This window comes from Microbacterium hominis NBRC 15708 (assembly GCF_001592125.1).
In the GTDB taxonomy this organism is placed as follows: domain Bacteria; phylum Actinomycetota; class Actinomycetes; order Actinomycetales; family Microbacteriaceae; genus Microbacterium; species Microbacterium hominis.
The window spans coordinates 12,209-31,093 of the sequence record NZ_BCWI01000014.1 but is presented as its reverse complement, the minus strand read 5'-3'; the positions used below and the strand labels follow the sequence as shown (position 1 = coordinate 31,093).

Genomic DNA, 18,885 nt, shown 5'->3' with positions numbered 1-18,885 from the left:
GTCGTCGCTGCGGTGCCTCCAGCGTACGCGCCGCCGCCTACGCTGGAGCCATGACCGCAACGACTCCCCTCGTCCTCGTCGCCAACGCCGCGGACGGCTCGATCTCGACCTTCCGCCTCGCCGACGGCGCCCTCGAGCGGCTCGCCGTCACCGAGGGACTGACCGGATGCTCGACCTTCGCCGTCGACGCCGCGCGCGACCTGGTCTACGCGGCGGTCAAGGGCGAGCCCGCCGGGATCGTGACCCTCGCGCTCGATCGCGAGAGCGGTCGGCTGACGACGGTGTCGCGGCTCGACCTGCCGGGCGGCGGCATGAACTACCTGGCGCTCACGCGCGACGGCACCGCCCTCCTGGGCGCGAGCTACGGCGGCGGCTACGGCATCAGCTGCCCCGTCGCGGACGGCTCCGTCGGCGCGCCGGTCTCGCGGATCGCCTACCCGAACCTGCATTCCGTGCTCGCCAGCGCCGACGGCCGCTTCGCGTACTTCGTCTCGCTCGGAGCCGACCTCGTCGCCCAGTACGCCCTCGCCGACGACCTCTCGCTCGTCCCGCTCGAGCCCGCGACCGCCGCGGCCCCGGCCGGCAGCGGCCCGCGCCACCTGGTGCTCAACGACGCGCAGGATGCCGTGTACGTGCTGACCGAGTTCTCCGGCGAGGTGCTGCACTACCGCCGCGACACCGCCGCGGGAACGCTCGAGCTCGTGGGCGCGGCATCCGCCTTCGACCGGTCGAAGGGCCTCGGCCACAGCGAGTTCGGCGCCGACCCGCTCGCCCATCACTACATCTGGGGCGCCGACCTGCACTGGGGCACCGACGGCGCGGTGCTGTGGGCGTCGGAGCGCACCGAGAGCACGCTGGCCGCGGTGCCGGTCGCCGCGGACGGGACGGTCGCGGATGCCGAGTCGTTCACCGTGACCGAGCAGCAGCCTCGCGGCTTCGCCACGGGCCTCGGGGGGCGTTACCTCGTCGCGGCCGGGGAGAAGTCGACGACCGTCACGCTCTACGCGGTGGACGGCGCGCAGCTCGAGCGCCGCCAGCGCGCCGAGACCGGCCGCGGCGCGAACTGGGTGCGCTTCGTCGAGTGACCGCCGGTTCGTCCGTCCCGTTCCGCCGCTTCCGCGCCGCCGTGGCGACCACGCGGGACGGATGAACGCGGTCAGAGACCGACCATCTCCGCACTGCGCTCCCACAGGCGCCCCGCCATCACCGGATCGGCGGCGAGCGGCGAGGTCCGGGCCGGGCGGTTGGCCTCGTAGTAGCCGCCCGACTCCCAGTCCAGACCGGGCTTGCCGAGCGCCAGCCAGGCCAGTCGCGCGCCGCCGACGTCCACCGACGTCAGCAGCCGGCTCGTGACCGGGTTCGTGTACAGGAACCGCCAGGCGCCCTTCGCGGTCGACGCGAAGCTGCTGCCGATCACCCCCGGGTGGAAGGCGGCCGCCGCGACCCCGTCGCCGCCCCAGCGCCGGGCGAGCTCCTTCGTGAACAGCACGTTCGCCAGCTTCGCGTTTCCGTAGGCCGCACTGGCGGAGTAGCGCCGTTCGGCGTTGAGGTCGTCGATGTCCCAACGGGCGAAGCGGCGTGCGGCGACGCTCGAGGTCTGGATGACCGAGGCTCCGCTATCGACCAGGCGCTCGCGCAGCAGGTTCGTGAGCAGGAACGGCGCGAGGTGGTTGGTCTGGAACGTCGCTTCCAGGCCGTCGACCGTCACCGTGCGGTCGCCGAAGATGCCGCCGGCGTTGTTGGCGAGCACGTCGATGCGCGGATGGGCGGCGAGCAGCTCCTCCGCGAGCGCGCGCACCTCGGCGAGCACGGCGAAATCGGCGACGTGGAACGGCATGCCCAGCTCGCCGGCGACCTGCTGCGTACGACGCCGGTCACGGCCGACGATCACCACGCGCTGTCCGGCCAGCACCAGCTGACGCGCGGCGGCGGCGCCGATGCCGCTGCTGGCCCCCGTGATCACGATCGTGCGGGCTGCGGCATCCTCTGTCATGGGTCGCGAGTCTACGCGTCAGCGCACGCGGGCGCGTTCGTCCGTCCCATCGTGCCGCCACGCCGCCGGCACAGCGACCTCGCCGGACGGATGGACGGGTGCGACCGGGCGGCGGCGTTCGATCGCGACGTTCCACGCGCCGAGCGCGAGCACGATCGCGGCGGCGACGGCGGGCACGACCATCGCGACGCCCACCGACACCTGCTCGGCCAGCCAGCCCGTGAACGCGGCCGACAGCGCCTGCGCCAGCGTCAGCGCCGAGCTCAGCAGCGTCATGGTCGTCGCCGAACGGCCCTGCGGCGCGCGGTGGCCGGCGAGGGAGAACAGGGTCACGAGGGTCGGCCCCACGCCGAGCCCCATCACCAGCAGCCACACGGCCACGGCGCCCAGTCCCGCCGCGGTCGCGTACCCGATGGATGCCGCGGTCAGCACGGCCGCGAACGCCAGCCACCGGTGACGCAGCGCGAAGCGCGCGGGAAGCAGCACGACGCCGAGCGCGAGGACGGCCGAGCCGATGCCCATCAGGCCGTAGAGCAGACCGGCCTGCGCCTCGTCTCCCGCGTCGCGGGCGACGGCGGTCAGCGAGGTGAGCGTGGAGCCGAAGAACATGCCGACGGCGAAGGTCGCCGCGACGAGGACGAGCAGGGGCCGCGTCAGGACCGCGCGGAACGAGGCGCGCTCCGCGTCGGCGTCGGCGCGGCTCTGCAGCATCCGGGCCGTGGGGTGCAGCGCGAAGGCGAGCACGAACCCGAAGCTCAGGGCGGCCGCGATCGCGATGGGCGCCCACGGCGCGATGAGGGCGGCGAGGATGCCGACGAGGAACGGGCCGATCACGAACGCGGTCTCATCCGCCGCCGACTCGTACGACATCAACCGTGCCGTGGTCGTCGTGCGGCGCTCCGGGGCGATGCGGGCCGCGACGATCGCGAGCAGGCGGCTGCGCGACATCGCGGCGGCCTGCGGACCGGTGAGCCCGATCGCGAGGGCGGCGGCCAGGACGACCCCTTCGGGCATCGCGCCGGTCGCGACGAGGGGGAACACGGCCAGCAGCAGACCGTTCGCGAGGCCGATCGGGACGAGCACACGGCGCTGGCCGTGGCGGTCGACGAGGTCGCCCATGATCGGACCGGCGATGACGACGCCGATGCCGACGGCCGCCGAGGTCAGCCCGCCGAAGCCGACGGAGCCGGTGGCGTGGACGACGAGCATCAGCACGCCGACGGTCATCATCGCGAACGGCAGCCGCGCGATGAAGGCGATCGGCCAGTACGACCAGCCGGTGTGCGCGATCAGCGACTGCCGACCGCGTGCGGTCGAGGGGTGGTGCACAGAATCCTCCGGGACATCGGCTCGTTATTCACGTGCCGCCTTGCCCTCCGAATGGATCCGGGGCCGCGTTCCCGCCGCGACGTCGCGGCCGGATGGCTGGGTGGAGCAGGTAGATGCACTTCGCGTCCCCGTCGGGGACACAGCGCTTCAGTGTACCCGATGCGACCCGTCGGAGGCGAAGAACGCCGCCGCCACGCGCGTGAGCGCGTCGAGATCCGCCGTCCCGGCGAGCTCCCGCGCGGAGTGCATCGAGAGGATCGGGATGCCGACGTCGACCGTCCGGATGCCGAGACGCGTCGCCGTGATCGGGCCGATGGTCGACCCGCACGGCACGGCGTTGTTCGAGACGAACTCCTGCGAGACGACCCCGGCCGCGTCGCACCAGCCGTGCCAGGCGGCGGCGCCCGCGGCATCCGTCGCGTAGCGCTGGTTGGCGTTGATCTTGAGGATGGGGCCGCTGCCGAGCACGGGCTGGACGACCGGGTCGTGCTTGTCGGGGTAGTTCGGGTGCACCGAATGGCCGACGTCGCTCGAGACGCACCAGGATGCCGCGAGCGCCCGCAGCTGCTGGTCGCGATCGGCGCCGAGCCCGAGCTGGATCCGCTCGATGACGTCGGCGAGGAACGGCCCCGCCGCCCCGGAGCGGGTCGCGGAGCCGACCTCTTCGTGGTCGAACACGGCGAGCATCGCGATGTGGTCGGCGTCGGTGTCGGCAGCGGCGAGGGCGACGACCCCGGCGTGCACGGAGGCGAGGTCGTCGAGGCGTCCGCTCGCGAAGAACGCGTCGTCCTTGCCGAAGACCGCGCCCGGGGCCGCGTCGGCGGTGACGACGTCGTAGCCGCGGATGCGCGCGGCATCCACGCCGGCCGCGGCGGCGAGCTCGCCGAGCAGATCGGCGGATGCCGCGTCGCCCAGTCCCCACACGGGCTGGGTGTGGGCCTGCTTGTTCAGGGCGAGGTGGTCGTTCGCCTCGCGGTCGAGGTGGATCGCGAGCTGCGGCAGGCGCAGCAGGGGCCCGGTGGCGGCGAGCGCGGTCGTGCCGTCGTCGAGGACGAGGCGGCCGGCGAGGCGCAGCTCGCGGTCGAGCCACGAGTTCAGCAGCGGTCCGCCGTAGATCTCGACGCCCGCCTGCAGCCAGCCGAGGCGGCCCGTCGTGGGCTTCGGCTTGAGCTTGAAGGCCGGCGAGTCGCTGTGCGCACCGAACACGCGCACCGGCGTCGCGGCGTCCGCCCGTGTGGGCACGACCCACGCGATGACGGCGCCGTCGCGGACGACGAGGTGCTTGCCGCCGGCAGCGTGCGGCCACGCCTGGTCCTCGGCGACCGCCGTGAACCCGGCATCCCGAAGCCGTCGCGCGACCTCCGCGGCGGCGTGGAAGCTGGACGGCGAGGCGGCGACGAACGCGGCCAGATCCTCGGCGTGGGCGCGGATCGCGGTGGAGTCGGGCATCGTCTCAGCGTAGTTCGCGGGGGCGCCTCACGCGGCGCGGCGCCGCGTCGTGGCCCGGCGCAGCAGCAGCGCGACGAGCCGCCAGCCGAGGAGGAACACCGCGAGCACGATGCCCGCCACGATCACGAACGAGACCGCGATGCCCTGACCGGACGCCACCCGCAGCAGCATGCCGCCGACGAGGGTCACCGCCCACACGGGCAGGCCGGTGCGTCCGAGGGCGAACGGCGCCTTCCACCCCTGCGCGATCAGCCATCCCAGCACGAGGGCGGCGAGGAACGGCCAGGCCGTCGTCGCGAGCCCCGTCCAGACGTCGGAGTCGTGGCTGGCCCGGCCGACGGCGGCGAAGGTGATCACGAGCGCGACGTCGAGGGCGGCGGCGAGCAGGAGGGAGGCGGAACGCGACATGCCTCCATCCTCCTCCCCCGTCGCCGGGCTGCCGTCCGTCAGTTCAGCGCGCGTGTCCCCTCGGGGATCACCCCGTCGGCGTAGAGCTGCGCGGCGACGTCCTGGAACGCGGTCAGCGCGACGCGCTGCGTCAGCGGACCGTACGAGATGCGGGCGACGCCGAGCTTCTCGTAGTCGGCGGCCGCGAGCGCGCCGGGCAGGCCGATCACACTGACGGCGCGCTCGCCGATGCCCGCGACCAGCTGGGCGGTCGCGTCGGCGTCGAGCACGCCGGGGACGAACACCGAGGTCGCGCCCGCCTCGAGGAACGCGCGACCGCGGGCGATCGCGTCGGCGATCGACTCCGCCGGCGGGCGCTCTCCGCCGCGCACGATCGCGTCGGTGCGAGCGTTCAGCGCGAACGGCACGCCCTCGGCCGCGGCAGCGGCGACCGCGGCGGCGACCCGCGCGACCGACTCGTCGAAGGGGCGCAGGCGGTCTTCCATGTTGGCGCCGACGATCCCCACGCCGATGGCGCGGCGAACCGTCTCGCCGGGCTCGTCGTAGCCGTCGTCCAGGTCGGCGCTGACCGGCACCTCGCCCGCGACGGACACGATGCGCCCGACCATGTCGAGCGTCGTCTCCAGCGGGATGGTGCCGTCGGCGTACCCGAAGGATGCCGCGATCGAGTGGCCGGCGGTGGCGAGGGCGCGGGTCTCGGGCAGCGCGAGCACCGCCTGCGCGGAGACGACGTCCCACACGTTCACGACGCGGAGGATCTCGGGGGCGGTGTACAGGTCGCGCAGGCGCTGAGCGCGGGCGGCCGTGGTGTCATCGGTCATGACCTCAGCCTGTCGTGAACGACGCCTCCTCGCCAGCTCTTGACAGCGGACCCACGGGGAATGCGCGCAGGAGGCACGGCTGTTGCCCCTCGCATGACAACAGTGGGAATCATCGGAGCAGGACACATCGGCAGCGCGCTCGCGGAAGGTCTCGTCGCCCACGGGTACGACGTGGTGATCAGCAACTCGCGCGGCCCCGAGACGCTGGCCGGTCTCGTCGACCGTCTGGGCGCGCGCGCCCGCGCGGCGACCGCCGCGGAGGCCGCGGAGGCGGCGGACTGGGCCGTCGTCACGGTGCCGCTGAAGGCGATCGGCGACGTGCCGGCCGCACCCCTGGCCGGCAAGATCGTGCTCGACACCAACAACTACTACTGGGAGCGGGACGGACGCATCGCCGCGCTCGAGGACAAGACCACGACCACCACCGCCCTCGTGCAGGACCATCTCGCGGGTGCACGCGTCGTGAAGGCGTTCAACCACATCCCCGCCGCCGACATCCTCACCACCGGCGCTCCCGCCGGCACGCCCGGCCGACGCGCCCTCGCGATCGCGAGCGACCACGCGGATGCCGCGGCACTCGCCACGGCGCTCTACGACGCGTTCGGCTTCGACACCGTCGACATCGGCTCGGTCGCGGAGAGCTGGCGCGTCGAGCGCGACCAGCCGGCCTACGTCGTGCGCCAGGACGCCGACGAACTGCGGGCGAACCTGGCGCGCGCGACGCGCTGATCCTGCCGCGGCGCGATCAGCGACCGACGATCTCGCCGGCGTTGTCGGCGATCCAGCTCATGAGCGGCAGGACGCGCTCCATGAGCTGGTCGCCGCGCGCGGTGAGGGCGTACTCGACGCGGGGCGGGACCTCCGGGTAGGCGGTGCGCACGACGAGCCCGTCGGCCTCGAGGGTTCGCAGCGTCGACGCCAGCATCTTCTCGCTGATGCCGTCGACGGCGCGCCGCAGCTCGCCCCAGCGGGCGGTACCCTCACTGAGCGCCAGCAGCACGAGGACGCCCCACTTGCTCATGACGTGGTCGAGGACGACGCGCGTCGGACAGTTCTCCGTGAACGCCTGATCGTTCTGGGTGCGTATTTCCGCAAGACTAACCATCACGTAGGTACCTTACGTGAAAGTGGGTACATGTTCTTCGGAATGTACTGATCCTCCGTATGGGTTCCCTCCCTCGGACCCCAACGAAAGGACCAACTCATGACCATCCTCGTCACCGGTGCCAGCGGGCACCTCGGCCACCTCGTCGTCGACGCGCTGCTGACGCGCGGCGCCACGGCATCCGACATCGTCGCCGGCGCGCGCTCCGTCGCCAAGCTCGACGACCTCGCCGCCCGCGGTGTGCGCACCGCCCACGTCGACTACGACGACCCCGCCACGATCGCCGCCGCCCTGGAGGGCGTCGACACCGTGCTGCTGATCTCGGCCTCCGAGGCCGGTCGCCGCTTCGCCGGGCACAAGAACGTCATCGACGCGGCCGTCGCCGCGGGCGTGCAGAAGTTCGTGTACACGAGCGTCTCGAAGGCGACCACGTTCGACTGGGCCCTCGGCGCCGAGCACAAGGCCACCGAGGAGGCGCTCGCGGCGAGCGGCCTGCCGACGGTGATCCTCCGCAACGACTGGTACACCGAGAACTACCTCACCGACCTCCAGCGCGCCGCCGACTCCGGTGTCATCGCCGCCTCCGTCGCCGACGGTCGCGTCGCCGCGGCCGCCCGGGCCGACTACGCCGAGGCCGCCGCCGTCGTGCTACTCGAGGACGGCCACCTCGGCCAGGTGTACGAGCTCGCCGGCGACCGCAGCCTGGGCTACGACGACCTCGCGGCCGCGGCCGGCGAGGCGCTCGGCCGCGAGGTCGCGTACGTACCGGTCTCGCGCGACGACTTCGTCGCGGCCCTTCAGGGCGCCGGTCTGGATGCCGGGACCGCCGAGTTCGTCGCGGGCATGGAGGACGGCATCCGCGGCGGTGTCCTCGCCGACACGGATGGCACGCTGGCGCGCCTCATCGGCCGCCCGACGACCCCCGTCGTCGACACCTTCCGCGCCGCCCTCGCGGGCTGAACGGACGGCTCGGGGCGGTCGGGGCCGCTCAGACGGGACGCCCGATCGCCTCGAGCCACCGCAGCCACAGCTCGCTGAGCGTGGGGTACGCCGGTACCGCGTGCCACAGCCGCGTCAGCGGCACCTCGCCGACGATCGCGATCGTCGCCGCCTGCAGCAGCTCCGCCGTGTCGGCCCCGACGAGCGTCGCCCCCACGAGCACGCCGCGGTCGGTGTCGACCACGGCGCGGGCCTGCCCGCGGTAGTGCGCCGCGCGCGTGCTGGCACCGGCGATGTTGGCGAGATCGAGGTCGACGACGCGCGCCGCGAGCCCCTTCTCCTCGGCCTCCGCGGCGGTCAGTCCGACGGCCGCGACCTCGGGTGAGGTGAAGACGACCTGCGGCACGGCCATGTGATCGGCCGTCGCGACGTGCGCACCCCACGGCGCGTCGTCGACCTCGCCGCCGCGGGCGCGCGCGGCGATGACGTCGCCGGCGGCGCGCGCCTGGTACTTGCCCTGATGCGTGAGCAGGGCGCGGTGGTTGACGTCGCCCACCGCGTACAGCCAGTCGCTGCCGCGCACGAGCATCGTGTCGTCGACGTCGAGCCACGACCCCGGTTCCCGTCCGGCGACCTCGAGGCCGACGTCGCCGGTGCGCGGGACGCGCCCGGTCGCGACGAGGATCTCGGATGCCGTCACCTCGCCGTCGGCGAGCGTCACCGTGACCGCGCCCGTCGCGGCATCCCGCGACACGGCCTGCGGGTGAGCGCCCGTGCGCACGTCCACGCCGTCGTCCCGGAGCGCCTGAGCGACCGCCTCCCCGGCGAACGGCTCCATCGAGCCCAGGAGCCCCGAGCGGGCGAGCACCGTGACCGTGCAGCCGAACGACGCGTACGCCGTCGCCATCTCGCACGCCACGACGCCGCCGCCGAGGATCACGAGGGACTCCGGCACCTCCCGCACACCGGTCGCCTCGCGGGAGGTCCAGGGCGAGGCCGCGGCGAGCCCGGGGATGTCGGGCAGCAGCGCCGCCGACCCCGTGCACACCGCGACCGCGTGGCGGGCACGGAGCACCGCGGCATCCGCACCGTCGCGCGTGACCGTCACCTCCTTCTCCGCGCTCAGGCGGCCGTGCCCGCGGACGAGCGCGATGCCCGCACCGTCGAGCCACTCGACCTGGCCGGAGTCGTTCCAGTCGTGCACGATCTCGTCGCGGCGCGCGAGCACCGCGGCCACGTCGACCGGGCCGGCGGGCGGGCTCGCGAGGGCCCCGGGCGCGTCGGCGGCGTCCGCGCGCGCGGCACCCGCGCGCAGCAGCACCTTCGAGGGCATGCACGCCCAGTAGGAGCACTCCCCTCCGACCAGCTCCGACTCGACGATCGCGACCGTCAGTCCGCCCTGTACCGCCCGATCGGCGACGTTCTCGCCGACGGGTCCTGCTCCGATCACGATGAGGTCGTACTCTTGGACATCCATTCCTCACGCATACCGGACTGTGACGCCAGATTCCAGCCCCTTGTCGCCGTGTCGGGGGTATGTGGTTGGGTGGTTGAATCCGAGCCCGGAGGACGTATGGCGATCGAGTTCCGCTCCGTCACGAAGCGATTCGCTGACGGCACCGTCGCGGTGGACGACTTCAGCCTCGTCCTGCCCGCCCACAAGACGACGGTCTTCGTCGGCTCGTCCGGATGCGGCAAGACGACGCTCCTGCGCATGATCAACCGCCTCGTCGAGCCGACGAGCGGCGAGATCACGATCGACGGCGAATCGATCCGCGACCGCGATCCGGTGCAGCTGCGCCGGGGCATCGGCTACGTCCTGCAGAGCGCGGGGCTGCTGCCCCACTTCAGCGTCCTCGACAACGTCGCGACCGTCCCGATCCTCAACGGCACGCCCAAGAAGCAGGCGCGTGCGCGTGCGCTCGAGCTGCTCGACATCGTCGGACTCGATCGCGCGCTCGCCGACCGCTATCCCCGCCAGCTGTCCGGCGGCCAGCAGCAGCGCGTCGGCGTCGCGCGCGGACTCGCGGCCGATCCCAACATCCTGCTGATGGACGAGCCCTTCGGCGCGGTGGATCCCATCGTGCGCAAGGAGCTGCAGACCGAGACGCGTCGCCTGCAGCGCGACCTCGACAAGACGGTCGTCTTCGTCACGCACGACATCGACGAGGCGTTCCTCCTCGGCGACCAGGTCGTGATCCTCGAGAAGGGCGCGCACATCGCGCAGGTCGGCACGCCCGACGAGATCATCGAGAACCCCGCCAGCGCGTTCGTCGCCGAGTTCGTGGGGGTCGAGCGCGGATCGCGCGCGCTGACGCCGAAGAAGACCGCACACGGCACGGTGCTCGTGGATGCCGCGGGCCGGGCACAGGGCGTGCTCGTCGACGGGGTGCCATGAACTGGGTCGCGAACAACCTCGATCTGATCGGCTCGCTGGCGCTCGCGCACCTGCGCCAGAGCGCGATCGCGATCGTCGCCGCCTTCGTCATCGCGCTCCCCCTCGGGTGGCTCGCCTGGCGGTACACGGCGCTGCGCGGGTCGGTGCTCACCACGATCGGGCTGCTGTACACGATCCCCTCGCTGGGGCTGTTCGCGCTGCTGTGGGCGGTCTTCGGCATCCCCTATCTCTCCGAGAGCAACCTCGTGATCGCGCTGACCGTCTACGGCGTGGCGATCATGACGCGCTCGGTCACCGATGGACTCGACTCCGTCGACGCCGCCACCCGTGACGCCGCGATCGCCGTCGGCTACGGCCCGTGGCGACGGTTCTGGACGGTCGACCTCCCGCTCGCCGGCCCGGTGCTGCTGGCCGGCCTGCGCGTCACCGCGACCTCCACGATCGCGCTCGCGACCGTCGGCATCCTCATCGGCGTCGAGAACCTCGGCTACCTCTTCACCAACGGGCTCCAGCGCCGGATCATCCCCGAGGTGCTGGCGGGCGTGGTGATCGTCGTGGTGATCGCGCTCGTCTTCGACCTCCTGCTCGTCCTCGCCGGACGCGTGCTCATGCCGTGGATGCCGCGACGCGACGGCAGCCGGGCCGAGCGCCGCGCACTGCGCCGTCTCGCCGCCCGTCGGCTCGACTCCGCGGAGGCGGCATGAATCTGTTCGCCGACGCCTTCGCGTGGATCTTCTCCCCCGACCGCCTCACCGGGTCGCTGCCCCTGCCCGAGGCGATCGCCCAGCACCTCGCCTTCACGTTCGGCTCGGTGCTCATCGCCGCACTGATCGCGATCCCGGCCGGGTGGGCCATCGGGCACACCGGCCGCGGGCGCGAGTTCGCCGTCGCCCTCTCGGGCGCCGCGCGCGCCATCCCCACACTCGGACTCGTCGTGCTGCTCTACCTCCTCGTCGGCGTCGTCTACAAGAGCCAAGCCGCGGTCGTCGCGTTCGTGATCCTCGCGATCCCGTCGATCCTCGCGGGGGCCTACGCGGGGTTCGAGGCGATCGACCGCTCGACCATCTCCGCCGCGCGGGCCGTCGGCATGACCGGCCGCCAGATCCTGTGGAAGGTGGAGGTGCCCCTCGGTCTGCCCCTGCTGATCGGCGGCCTGCGCTCGGCCACCCTGCAGGTGGTCGCCACCGTGACCATCGCCACCTACGTGGGCTTGGGCGGCCTCGGCTTCTACATCATCCAGGGCATCCAGCTGCGCGACACCGCCCAGATCCTCGGGGCATCGATCCTCGTCGTCGTGCTGGCCCTCGTCCTCGACGGCGTGTTCGCCCTGCTGCAGCGCATCGTCGTCCCCCGCGGCGTCGCCGCCCGCACGGCGCGTTCGCGCCCCGTGGCCCGGGCCGCGACGGCATCCTGACTCTTCCTCCCACAGCACCCAACGAAAGGCACCTCTCATGTCCGCACTGCGCACCTCCCGTCTCGGAGCGCGGCTCGCCCTGGCGGCGACAGCGCTCACCGTGACCGCCCTCGCCCTCACCGGCTGCGGCTCCAGCAGCTCCCTCGAGCAGCCCGCCGCCACCGGCGACGCGACCGGCTCGGCCTCCACCATCACCATCGGCTCTCAGGCGTACTACTCCAACGAGGTCATCGCCGAGATCTACGCCCAGGCGCTCGAGGGCGCGGGCTACACGGTGGAGCGCAAGTTCAACATCGGCCAGCGCGACGCCATCGTGCCGTCGCTGCAGAACGGCACCATCTCGCTGACGCCGGAGTACACCGGCAACCTGCTGCAGTACTTCGACAAGAACACCACCGCCACCACCACCGAGGACGTCTACGCGGCGCTCAAGAAGGCGCTGCCCGAGGGTCTCAGCGTCCTCGACCAGGCCTCGGCGACCGACCAGGACTCGTACAACGTGACCGCGGCCTTCGCCGCGGAGCACAACCTCACCTCGATCGCCGACCTGGCCAACGTCCCGAACCTCGTGCTCGGCGGCGCGCCCGAGCTCGAGCAGCGCCCCTACGGCCCCACCGGCCTGAAGGACAAGTACGGCGTCACCGTGAGCTTCAGCGCGACGGCCGACACCACGGTCGACGAGCTCGTCGCCGGCGGCGTCCAGCTCGCCGACGTCTACAGCGCCGACCCGAGCATCAAGACGAAGAACCTCGTCACGCTGGAAGACCCCAAGGGCCTCTTCCTCGCGTCGCACGTCGTCCCGCTCGTGAGCAGCTCGTTCCCCGCCGACGCGGCGGATGTCATCAACGCGGTCAACGCGAAGCTGACGCCCGAGGGCCTGGTCGCCCTCAACGTCGAGTCCAAGGTCGACCAGAAGTCGACGAAGGACATCGCCGCCGCCTGGCTGAAGGCCAACGGCCTGAGCTGAGGCGTCGGGCGTTTCGACTCGTCTGCGTTTCGACTCGTCGCTGTGCTCCTCGCTCAACGACCGGGCTACAAACTCCCGGTCGTTGAGCGAGCGCAGCGAGTCGAAACGCAGAGCGCAGCGAGTCGAAACGCCCCACCCCTCGCCCGTGCCGGCCGGAGCGGCGTCAGAACGAGTGCAGGTTCGCCCGCAAGCCGCCGTCCGAGAGCTCGTCGCGGAGGATGCCGCGGCGACGCAGCACGGGAACCAGCTCGTCGAGCGTGCGGTGGATCGTCACGGGATGCAGGTCGCCCCACAGCAGCACGCCTTCGTTGCCCCAGTCGCCGAGCTCCTCGATGAGGTCGGCGAACTCCTCCGCCGTACCGACGAAGCCCGACCGGTCCGAGATGCGCCCCAGCCGCGCGAGCGCGGTCAGGTGCGCGCGCAACGGCGCGGTCGCGGCATCCCGATCGCCGATGAGCCGACGCAGGGATCCCTGCGAGACGTGGTCCGCGAACAGTCCCGCCGGCAGCGGCGCGTCGAGCTCGAGCGCGGTCAGATCGGTCTCCAGGTCGCTGGACTGGCGCTGCGCGATCAGGCGCAGCGCGTCGTCGTCGGGCCGCGCGGAGGCGGCGACCAGGCGATCGGCCTCCTCCGGCGACGACACGATCACCGGTGAGATGGCGAACATCACCGTCACATCCGACGGCGCACGCCCGCGCTCCACCGCGGCGGCGTGGATCTTCGCGCGATACGCGCGGACGCTCTGCTCGGTGAGCGGAGCGAGCGCCAACTGGATGTCGGAGTTCGCCCCCGCGAACGCGAGCCCGCGGCCCGACCCGCCCGGAGAGGCGATCACCGGCTCCCCGCGGGTGAAGGGCACGGCGTTGAGCGGACCGTCGAAGGCGAAGTACTCGCCGCGGTGGCGGACGGCGTCGAGCCGGGCGCCGTCGGCGTAGACGCCGGTCGCGGCATCGCGCACGAGAGCGCCCTCACCCCACGAGTTCCACAGCTCCCGCAGACCGGCCAGCCATTCCTCCGCGCGGTCGTAGGCGGCGTCGTGGCCGAGCGGCGCGGCATCGCCGAAATGGCGCGCACTGCCGGTGTCGGTCACGACGTTCAGCCCCAGCCGGTCGCCGCTCAGGTGCTGCAGCGTGGCGAACTGGCGGGCCGCGGTGTAGGGCAGGTACGCGGCGGGGTTGACCGTCGGGATCACGCCGAGGCGCTGCGTCGCCTGGAAGAGGTAGGGGGCGAGCAGCAGCGGGTCGAGCTTGGGTCCGCCGAAGGCGTGGCGGATGCGCAGGTCGATCGTGTCCGGCGACCCGAGCGAGGGCGCGTCCTCGATGAGCACGAACTCGAACCCCGCGCGCTCGAGCTCGCGGACGGACTGCTGATACAGCTCGGGCCGGGTCCAGTCCCAGTTCCAGTCCAGGTACGGATGACCCCACCCGTGCGGCCCGAAGCCGCGCGCGAGGAACCAGCCGAAGTGCTGCGGACGCGTCATGCCAGGACCGCGACCGGCACGTCGCTGGCGACGGTGAGCGCGTGCGACAGGTCGTCGATGAGGTCGGCGGCATCCTCGATGCCGATCGACACGCGCAGCGTGCCGTCGTGCACGCCCACGGCGGCGCGCTCGGCATCCGTGAGCGCGGCGTGCGACGTGGATGCCGGGTGCAGCACCAGCGACCGCACGTCGCCGAGGTGGGTCATGTGGGTGAAGACCTCGAGGGCCTCGACGAACGCGCGGGCCGTGTCGGCGTCGCCGTGGAGGGTGAAGCTGAACACGGATCCGAAGCCGTCCGGGAGGTCGCGCAGCGCGAGATGGTGGTCGCGGTGGGCGGGGAGCCCGACGTAGTCGACGGAGGCCACCTCCGGACGTCCCGCCAACCACTGCGCGACCGCGAGCGCGTTCGCGCTCTGCCGCTCGACGCGCAGGCTCAGCGTCTCGATGCCCTGCCCGATCAGGAAGGCGTTCAGCGGCGACGGCGTGGGACCGAACCGGGGAGCGACGGCCTCGCGCGCATACGCGATCCGCGCATCGCCGCCCACCCGCTCGAACACGCTCGGGACACCGCCGCGACCGGGCGCCGTCAGATGCGGGTAGAGCCGTCCGAGGCTGGTCTCGTCGAGGCGACCGCTGTCGACGATCGCTCCCCCCAGCACGCTGCCGTGCCCGGCGAGGAACTTGCTCGCCGAGTGGACGACGACGTCGGCGCCGAGCTCCAGCGGACGGACGAGGTACGGGGTGGCGAACGTGTTGTCGATGACCAGGGCGATCCCGTGGCGGTGCGCGAGGTCGGCGAGCGCCGGGATGTCGACGAGGCGGTTGCTGGCGTTCGAGATGGACTCGGCGAACAGCACGCGCGTGGTCGGCAGGATCGCGGCCTCCCACGCCTCGAGGTCGTCGATCTCGGAGACGAAGGTCGTCGTGATGCCCAACCGCGAGAGGTTGTCGCGCAGCAGGCCCCGGGTGCCCTCGTACACGTGCGTCGAGGACACGACGTGCTGGCCCGCCTCGAGCAGTCCGAGCAAGGCGACCGTGGTGGCGGCCTGGCCGCTCGCGAGCAGGAGCGCCTGAGAGCCGCCCTCGAGGGCGGCAAGGGTGTGCTCGACGGCGTCGACGGTCGGATTGCCGATGCGCGTGTAGGCGTAGCCCTCGCCGCGACCGAAGTGCGCGGCCGCGTCGTCGTACTCGCCGAACTCGAAACCGGCGGTCAGGTAGATGGGCGTCGCGCGGGACGTCGCGATCCGGGCGTCGCCGTCGCGGCGTGCGCGCTCGTGCACCTGTCGGGTCGCGAATCCTCGCCTGCTCATGGCGTCCTCCTGTCCGCGCCGACGGCTCGGGACGCGTCGACGTCCCCATCGTCCCGGGACGGCGCGGTCACGGGCGAATCGCGTTTCGTCGTGTGACGCGTCGCGCGTCAGCCGTACGCGGCATCCCACCGTCGCAGCGCACGCAGCGCGAAGAAGGTGACCCACTTCGACGGCTCGCCCACGGCGACGTCGAGCGGGAACCAGACGTCGCCGGCGAAGTGATGGCCCTGGAGCCACGTGCCGTCGGGGCGGCGGGCGGCGCGCACGATCGCGATGCTGTCGGCGGCGCGGGGATCGGGCGGGATGCCGTCGTGCACCGCAGCGGCCGTCACGTGGTCGATCGCCTTGAGCGCGGTGAAGGGCGCCCGGTAAGGATGGACGATGACGTCGGTCCACGGCCCGACCTGCTCCCCCGTCGACAGGCGGGTGCGCAGGCGGCGTGCGAGCAGGTACTCCTCGCCCCGCCGGCGCGAGGCCGCGAGGGAGGCGTCACCGGTGAGCAGCTCGTAGGCGAGAAGTCCGCGGACGGCGTTGATCGTCGAGTGGAACGACGACCGCACCGAGCCGTCGACCCATTCGCAGTTCCACCCGCCGTCGGCGAGCTGGTGCGCGGGAAACCACGCCGCCAGCGCCGACATGTCGCGCCCCAGCCACGCGCCGTTGGCGAGCGTCATGGCGTTGATGCACACGTCGACCTCACCGTCCCAGTAGGGCAGGTCGTCGTACTCCCACCGGGCGCTGCGTTCCAGCCGATCGGCGGTGTCTCCGAGCGCGCCCGCATCGGTGCCCCACTCGCGGAGGGTCGTCAGGGTCCAGGTGGTCGCGGTGTACGGCTGACCGGGCATCTGATCCTGCGTGTCGACGTCGAAGTCGGCGGGAAAGAACGCTCCCCCCGCCCACCGGCCGTCGGCATCCTGGTGCGCGAGCAGGCGCGCACCGTCGCCCTCGACGGCGATCCGCGACCGCGTGCGCGCCCACACGTCCTCCGGCAGATCGAGCAGGTCGCGCTGCACCTGCCATCGCAACGTCGGGTCTGAATCCAGCAGCCAGTCACGGACGGCGTCGTCGATCATGCGGCCCCGCTCCTCTCACCGCGCCCGCTGCACGGGCACACCCAGCCATCCGGCGAGGTCGTCGATCTCGGCATCCACCATCTCGCGCTCCTCCGGCTCCAGCGGCGTGAACTCGTGCACGGCGGTGACGACGAGGTTCTCCTTCTTCTTGTCGAGCTCGGCGTCGAGCAGCCCCACGAAACCGTCGCCGATGAGGATGGGATGCGCGAAGTATCCGTACCGGCGCTGCGCCTTCGGCTTGAACTGCTCGAGCACGAACTCGAACGCGAAGAGCTCGGTCAGGCGCGGACGGTCGAAGAGCATGCCGTCGTAGGGGTTGAGGATCGCGACGCGACCGCCGGCGTCGTCGTCGAGAGCCGCCAGCGCCGCCGGATCGACGCGCCACGACCACGACGAGCCCTCGACGGTCGCGGGCTCCCCCGCCATCCCCACCGGGGTCCACCGGGACTTCTGGCGGGCGATGCCCGCCGCCTGCAGCCGGCGCTCCTCGAGCAGCGCCGTCGCCTCGTCGGGGTCGATCACCGGGACGTCGGCGTACACGCGTTCGCCGAGGTCCCACACGCGCTGGCGGCCCTCCCGACGGACGACCGCGGTCTCGCCGACGTACGACAGCAGGTCGAGCATCCTGGGCACCTGGTTCGAGCCGTACCAGCCGGCCTCGTCCTTGTGCGCGACCTGGCTGGTGTCGTCGATCTGACCGGCCAGCAGCGGGCCGTCGGCGCGGAGGCGCGCGATCACGTCGGCGCGGAAGCGCGCGTTGGCCTCCAGCCAGCCCGCCGCCTGCGCGCGGAAGACCCGCGCGCGCATCCGCGCGAGCATCGCCGGCAGCAGGGATGCCGCGTGGAACTGGCCGTCGAACTCGAACAGCGCCCGGTCGTCCTCGACCGCCTTCACGAGCTGACCGGGCTCGTAGCCCCAGCCGATGCGACTGAACGGGATCGTCTGCTCGGCGGGCGCGATCGTGGCCGTCGGGTCGATCTTGATGGACCCGAGCTGCTCACCGACCTCGACCACGTCTCCGGGACGATCGGCGTCGAGCAGCTGCGCCCGCACGGCGATGCGACGCGCCTGCTCCCGGCTCAGGTGATGCATGCCGCCACGGTACCCGCCGCATCCGACACCGCGCAGCCCGGGGGCTCACATGTCGGTGGGCGTCCACTCCGAGACCTCGTCGAGCTCGGCGACCTCGTCGGCCGTGAGCTCCACGCGACCGCCGTCGAGCAGATCGGCGACCTGCGACAGCTTCGACGCCGACGCGATCGGGGCGACGACGGTCGGCTTCGCGCGCAGCCAGCCGAGGGCGGTCGCGGCGATCGACACGTCGTGGGCCGTGCCGATGCGCTCCAGCACCTGGATGATCTGCAGGCCCTGCGGGGTCGCGTACACCGCGGCGCCCTGCGCGCGCGGGGTGTCGTGGGCCGCGGCATCCGTCGAGCGGTACTTGCCCGTCAGGAAACCCTTCGCGAGCGAGAAGTAGGGCACCAGCGACAGGCCGAACTCCTCGGCGACCGGCACGATGTCGTCCTCGGTCTCGCGGTGCACGAGGTTGTAGTGCGGCTGGATCGCGACCGGCTCGGCGACGCCCAGCTCACGGGCGATGCGCACCCACTCGCGGATGCGGTCGGCCGAGTAGTTCGACACGGCGGTGTAGCGGACGAGGCCGTCGGACACGAGCTGGCCGAAGGCCGCGACCGTCTCCTCCAAGGGCGTCTCGGCGTCGTCGAAGTGGGCGTAGTACAGGTCGATCGACTCGACGCCGAGCCGCTCGAGCGACGCCTCCGCGGCGGCGCGCACGGTGGATGCCGCGAGCCCTTTGAACTGCGGATGCTGGCTGACCTTCGTCGCGACGGTGACGTCGCCGTGGCCGCGCTCGGCCAGCCAGGCACCGATGATCGTCTCGCTCTCGCCGCCGCTGTGGCCGGGGGCCCAGGCGCTGTAGGAGTCGGCGGTGTCGATGAAGGTGCCGCCGCCGGCGTGGAACGCGTCGAGGATGCGGAAGGACTCCTCGCGGTCGGCCGTCCAGCCGAACACGTTGCCGCCGAGGGCGAGGGGGAAGACGTCGATGTCGGTGTGCGCGATGCGGGTCATACATCGATCCAACCACCGCCGTGGCGGACGTGTTCCGCGCATTCCGATCTGTTGCAGGGCCGGACGCGTACGCTGGAGGGGTGAGTATCGGGAACGGCCCCCGCCGTGCGG

19 protein-coding genes are annotated in these 18,885 nt (G+C 72.4%); 7 read left to right on the top strand and 12 right to left on the bottom strand.

Features of this window, described 5'->3' with window-relative positions:
• Positions 1–50 precede the first annotated feature (50 nt).
• A complete protein-coding gene (locus MHO01S_RS11525) occupies positions 51–1,085 on the top strand; it encodes a lactonase family protein (RefSeq protein ID WP_060959992.1) in 1,035 nt (344 codons plus the stop codon).
• 71 nt (positions 1,086–1,156) lie between these two features.
• Here the strand turns inward: MHO01S_RS11525 and MHO01S_RS11520 are convergent, their stop codons facing one another.
• The 5 genes from MHO01S_RS11520 to MHO01S_RS11500 all read right to left on the bottom strand — a co-directional run bounded on the left by MHO01S_RS11520 (position 1,157) and on the right by MHO01S_RS11500 (position 6,000).
• Positions 1,157–1,993 carry an SDR family NAD(P)-dependent oxidoreductase gene (locus MHO01S_RS11520; RefSeq protein ID WP_060959991.1) on the bottom strand — a complete coding sequence of 279 codons (837 nt, stop codon included), beginning with the start codon at positions 1,991–1,993 and terminating at the stop codon, positions 1,157–1,159.
• Positions 1,994–2,011: 18 nt separating this feature from the next.
• Positions 2,012–3,322, bottom strand: coding sequence for an MFS transporter (locus tag MHO01S_RS11515; RefSeq protein ID WP_060959990.1), 1,311 nt, complete (start codon positions 3,320–3,322; stop codon positions 2,012–2,014).
• Between the two features lie 147 nt (positions 3,323–3,469).
• Positions 3,470–4,771, bottom strand: a complete 1,302-nt coding sequence (locus tag MHO01S_RS11510) for a M18 family aminopeptidase (RefSeq protein WP_061782339.1) — start codon at positions 4,769–4,771, stop codon at positions 3,470–3,472.
• Positions 4,772–4,798: 27 nt separating this feature from the next.
• Positions 4,799–5,179, bottom strand: coding sequence for a DUF3054 domain-containing protein (locus tag MHO01S_RS11505; protein WP_060959988.1), 381 nt, complete (start codon positions 5,177–5,179; stop codon positions 4,799–4,801).
• Between the two features lie 38 nt (positions 5,180–5,217).
• Positions 5,218–6,000 (bottom strand): isocitrate lyase/PEP mutase family protein, encoded by a 783-nt coding sequence (locus MHO01S_RS11500; protein WP_061782338.1) that lies wholly within the window; start codon positions 5,998–6,000, stop codon positions 5,218–5,220.
• Between the two features lie 93 nt (positions 6,001–6,093).
• On the opposite strand from MHO01S_RS11500, the gene MHO01S_RS11495 reads away from it, so the two are divergent.
• Complete coding sequence (locus tag MHO01S_RS11495; protein WP_061782337.1) at positions 6,094–6,729, top strand: NADPH-dependent F420 reductase; 636 nt, start codon at positions 6,094–6,096, stop codon at positions 6,727–6,729.
• A 16-nt stretch (positions 6,730–6,745) separates the two neighbouring features.
• Here the strand turns inward: MHO01S_RS11495 and MHO01S_RS11490 are convergent, their stop codons facing one another.
• Positions 6,746–7,105: a winged helix-turn-helix transcriptional regulator gene (locus MHO01S_RS11490; protein ID WP_060959985.1), complete on the bottom strand. Its 360-nt coding sequence runs from the start codon at positions 7,103–7,105 to the stop codon at positions 6,746–6,748.
• Between the two features lie 99 nt (positions 7,106–7,204).
• On the opposite strand from MHO01S_RS11490, the gene MHO01S_RS11485 reads away from it, so the two are divergent.
• Positions 7,205–8,065 carry an NmrA family NAD(P)-binding protein gene (locus MHO01S_RS11485; RefSeq protein WP_061782336.1) on the top strand — a complete coding sequence of 287 codons (861 nt, stop codon included), beginning with the start codon at positions 7,205–7,207 and terminating at the stop codon, positions 8,063–8,065.
• Positions 8,066–8,093: 28 nt separating this feature from the next.
• On the opposite strand, the gene MHO01S_RS11480 is transcribed toward MHO01S_RS11485, so the two are convergent.
• Positions 8,094–9,521 (bottom strand): dihydrolipoyl dehydrogenase family protein, encoded by a 1,428-nt coding sequence (locus MHO01S_RS11480; RefSeq protein WP_061782335.1) that lies wholly within the window; start codon positions 9,519–9,521, stop codon positions 8,094–8,096.
• 96 nt (positions 9,522–9,617) lie between these two features.
• On the opposite strand from MHO01S_RS11480, the gene MHO01S_RS11475 reads away from it, so the two are divergent.
• The 4 genes from MHO01S_RS11475 to MHO01S_RS11460 are packed head-to-tail and all read left to right on the top strand — an operon-like array spanning position 9,618 to position 12,823.
• Positions 9,618–10,442: an ABC transporter ATP-binding protein gene (locus tag MHO01S_RS11475; RefSeq protein ID WP_060959983.1), complete on the top strand. Its 825-nt coding sequence runs from the start codon at positions 9,618–9,620 to the stop codon at positions 10,440–10,442.
• Positions 10,439–11,146 (top strand): ABC transporter permease, encoded by a 708-nt coding sequence (locus MHO01S_RS11470; protein ID WP_060959982.1) that lies wholly within the window; start codon positions 10,439–10,441, stop codon positions 11,144–11,146. Before MHO01S_RS11475 ends, MHO01S_RS11470 begins: the two co-directional genes overlap by 4 nt.
• Complete coding sequence (locus MHO01S_RS11465) at positions 11,143–11,856, top strand: ABC transporter permease (protein WP_060959981.1); 714 nt, start codon at positions 11,143–11,145, stop codon at positions 11,854–11,856. The genes MHO01S_RS11470 and MHO01S_RS11465 overlap by 4 nt, the downstream gene beginning before the upstream one ends.
• A 37-nt stretch (positions 11,857–11,893) precedes the next feature.
• Positions 11,894–12,823 (top strand): ABC transporter substrate-binding protein, encoded by a 930-nt coding sequence (locus MHO01S_RS11460; RefSeq protein WP_060959980.1) that lies wholly within the window; start codon positions 11,894–11,896, stop codon positions 12,821–12,823.
• 163 nt (positions 12,824–12,986) lie between these two features.
• Here the strand turns inward: MHO01S_RS11460 and MHO01S_RS11455 are convergent, their stop codons facing one another.
• The 5 genes from MHO01S_RS11455 to MHO01S_RS11435 form a co-directional block, all read right to left on the bottom strand.
• A complete protein-coding gene (locus tag MHO01S_RS11455; RefSeq protein ID WP_060959979.1) occupies positions 12,987–14,303 on the bottom strand; it encodes an LLM class flavin-dependent oxidoreductase in 1,317 nt (438 codons plus the stop codon).
• Entirely contained in the window at positions 14,300–15,613 is a 1,314-nt protein-coding gene (locus MHO01S_RS11450) for an O-acetylhomoserine aminocarboxypropyltransferase/cysteine synthase family protein (protein WP_060959978.1), read from the bottom strand. Before MHO01S_RS11450 ends, MHO01S_RS11455 begins: the two co-directional genes overlap by 4 nt.
• 107 nt (positions 15,614–15,720) lie before the next feature.
• Positions 15,721–16,686, bottom strand: a complete 966-nt coding sequence (locus tag MHO01S_RS11445; RefSeq protein ID WP_060959977.1) for a hypothetical protein — start codon at positions 16,684–16,686, stop codon at positions 15,721–15,723.
• 15 nt (positions 16,687–16,701) lie between these two features.
• On the bottom strand, positions 16,702–17,778 hold the full coding sequence (locus MHO01S_RS11440) for a DNA glycosylase AlkZ-like family protein (RefSeq protein WP_060959976.1): 1,077 nt from the start codon (positions 17,776–17,778) through the stop codon (positions 16,702–16,704).
• A gap of 45 nt (positions 17,779–17,823) precedes the next feature.
• Complete coding sequence (locus tag MHO01S_RS11435; protein ID WP_060959975.1) at positions 17,824–18,774, bottom strand: aldo/keto reductase; 951 nt, start codon at positions 18,772–18,774, stop codon at positions 17,824–17,826.
• Positions 18,775–18,885: the final 111 nt, after the last annotated feature.